This is a genomic window from Pseudonocardia ammonioxydans, from assembly GCF_900115005.1.
Lineage (GTDB): Bacteria > Actinomycetota > Actinomycetes > Mycobacteriales > Pseudonocardiaceae > Pseudonocardia > Pseudonocardia ammonioxydans.
This window is the reverse complement of the sequence record NZ_FOUY01000136.1, coordinates 1-2,113: the sequence shown is the minus strand read 5'-3', so window position 1 is coordinate 2,113 and position 2,113 is coordinate 1. Positions and strand designations below refer to the sequence as shown.

Here is a 2,113-nt window from a genome sequence, read left to right as displayed (position 1 = left end):
GCTGTGGTCGCGCGCCCAGGACGCCATCTCCACCGCCTGGCGGTGATGCACGCTCATGTCCTGGGCGAACCCGACATCCACCGAGCCGGGCTGCGAGACGTCGGGGCCGAAGACGCCACGGACCGCCAGCCCAGCGACGATGACGGCCGCCAACGCCAGCACCGCCAACGTCACCACCAGCGGGTTCCGCCACAGCAACCGACCGGCCGCGGGAGCGGGAGTCGAGGAGCCGGTGAGGTCGGTGCTCACGCGGTCACTGCCCCGGCAGGCCCTGGTCGGGCTGCGGACCCGGGTTCGCGCCCTCGTCCTCCGGGAACACCGTCTGCCGGTCAACCGCCGGCTGCGGTGGCGCCGGCCGGAACGGCGGCGGGTTGTCCTGGTCGAAGCCCTGCGGGCCGGTGGCGTCGCAGGACGCGCCGACCTCGGGGTGGGTGAACCGGTTGACCCGCAGCGAGCGCAGGAACTGCTCGATGCGCTCGTCGTCGGCGGACCCGACCTTGAGCTGGTGGCCCCAGGACTGCAGCGAGATCGGGGAGTCGAGTCCCGGGTAGGGCGACATCACCGTGTAGGGCTGGCCCTCGACCCGCTCGCGCAGCGACGACACCGCCTCGCCCGAGACCTGGTCGGGGTTATAGGCGATCCATACGGCGCCGTGCTCCAACGAGTGCACGAGGTTCTCGCTGCGCACCGGGTTCGGGTAGACGACACCGTTGCAGGCGGCCCAGACTCCGTCGTGCGCGCCGCCGAAGGGCGGACTGTGGGTGTAGGCGACCTGCTGGTCGCCCAGCACGTGCTGGCCGCCCGGGTACTCCTGCGTGACGATTCCAGGGATGGCCAGTGACGGGTCGCGGTTGTCCTCGCTCGGTGTCCACTGCGCGTCCTGGCCGCGTTGGATCAGCGGGTAGCCGATGAACACCGCAGCCAGCCCCACGATCACCACGATCGCGGCGATCATCCCCCAGGGGAGCGGGCGCTGGTTGACCGCGGCCACCGACGGCGGTCGCTTCTTCGAAGGCCTCTTGCCGCGAGCCATCCAGATATCCTGTTCGTGGGTGTGGTCCGACGCCACGCAAGTCTAGGGACACCGCTCGGCGGGTACCGGCCGGCCCACCAGCCGGACAAGAGGCTGTCCGATCTGCATGTGACTCCGACACACCGGGCCCGACTCAGGTGCAGCGCTGGCTGTACCGCCGTCCGGCGAGCGCGTCACCATCGCGCGTCCCGTCATCGGCTTCCTCGTCGATCTCCGACATGCGGAGAACGTCGACCACGGACGCATCGAGGCGGTGCGGGAGTACGCGTCGGTACCGCGGTCCTCAGCCCCGCCACAGCAACCCAACTCTAACGTAGCGGGAGACTCCGGTAGGCCAGCGGCTCCTTCTACGCCGCGGACACAGCCTCAGCCTCAGACCCGGTGGCGCTGCGGCTGCCGAGACCGGGAGACGGGGAAGGGATAATGACGACGCTTGGCGACCGGTTCGATCCACGGCGCAACAGCTTCGACGTGCTGCGGTTGTCGTTCGCGCTGCTGGTCGCCATCGATCACGGGATCGGGATCCGCACCGGCGAGCAGTGGCGTTGGGGGCTGTCCACTCTGGGGGATTTCGGGCTGGACGGGTTCTTCATCCTCAGCGGGTTCCTGATCACTCGCAGCTTCCTGACCCTCGAGTCCTTCCCGCGGTTCGTGTGGCACCGTTTCCTGCGAATCGCGCCGGGGTTCTGGGTGTGTTTGCTGGTGACCACATTCGTGGTCGCGCCCCTAGTACTGCAACGGCGTTTCGTCAGGGTGGTGGGCGTTGGCCGCGGCGGCGGTAGTGGCAGGTCCGGGCCTGGTGTTGGCGTCGTCGACGCCAGGTGCACCAGGCGAGCGTGCTGGTCAGGCAGGCGGCTGGGGCGAGGATGAGGGTGGCGAGCAGGCGCCGTATCTCGTTGCCGCTCAGCGGGATCAGCCCGGTCCTGTCGGCTGGAGATCCCCCTTTTCGGCCTCCCGTGCGCGGGTGACGGACAGGTAGGCGGCAGCGAGCATCGACAGCGTGATGTGGGCGTACCAGGCCCGGTAGGAACGGACTTGGTAGTGGTCGAGGCCGGCTTCGTTCTTGGAGGTCTGGAAGCA

At 69.2% G+C, this 2,113-nt stretch carries 3 protein-coding genes and 1 pseudogene; 1 reads left to right on the top strand and 3 read right to left on the bottom strand.

Translation table 11 applies throughout. The features are described 5' to 3' along the window. The coding region (locus BM093_RS34650) for a DUF305 domain-containing protein (protein ID WP_143105724.1) at positions 1-249 on the bottom strand (249 nt) is incomplete at its 3' end. Positions 250-253: 4 nt separating this feature from the next. Continuing rightward, entirely contained in the window at positions 254-1,033 is a 780-nt protein-coding gene (locus BM093_RS34645; protein WP_093357663.1) for a thioredoxin-like domain-containing protein, read from the bottom strand. A gap of 381 nt (positions 1,034-1,414) precedes the next feature. Between BM093_RS34645 and BM093_RS34640 the strand changes: the two genes are divergently transcribed. Continuing rightward, positions 1,415-1,903, top strand: a complete 489-nt coding sequence (locus tag BM093_RS34640; RefSeq protein WP_143105723.1) for an acyltransferase family protein — start codon at positions 1,415-1,417, stop codon at positions 1,901-1,903. A gap of 42 nt (positions 1,904-1,945) precedes the next feature. Here BM093_RS34640 and BM093_RS35670 read toward each other — a convergent pair. Beyond that, positions 1,946-2,113, bottom strand: a pseudogene (locus BM093_RS35670) (IS701 family transposase); the annotation flags it as partial.

Bases quoted from the DNA above. Each gene is read 5' to 3' on its own strand.
- BM093_RS34645 (WP_093357663.1), bottom strand. From the start codon at position 1,033: ATGGCTCGCGGCAAGAGGCCTTCGAAGAAGCGACCGCCGTCGGTGGCC.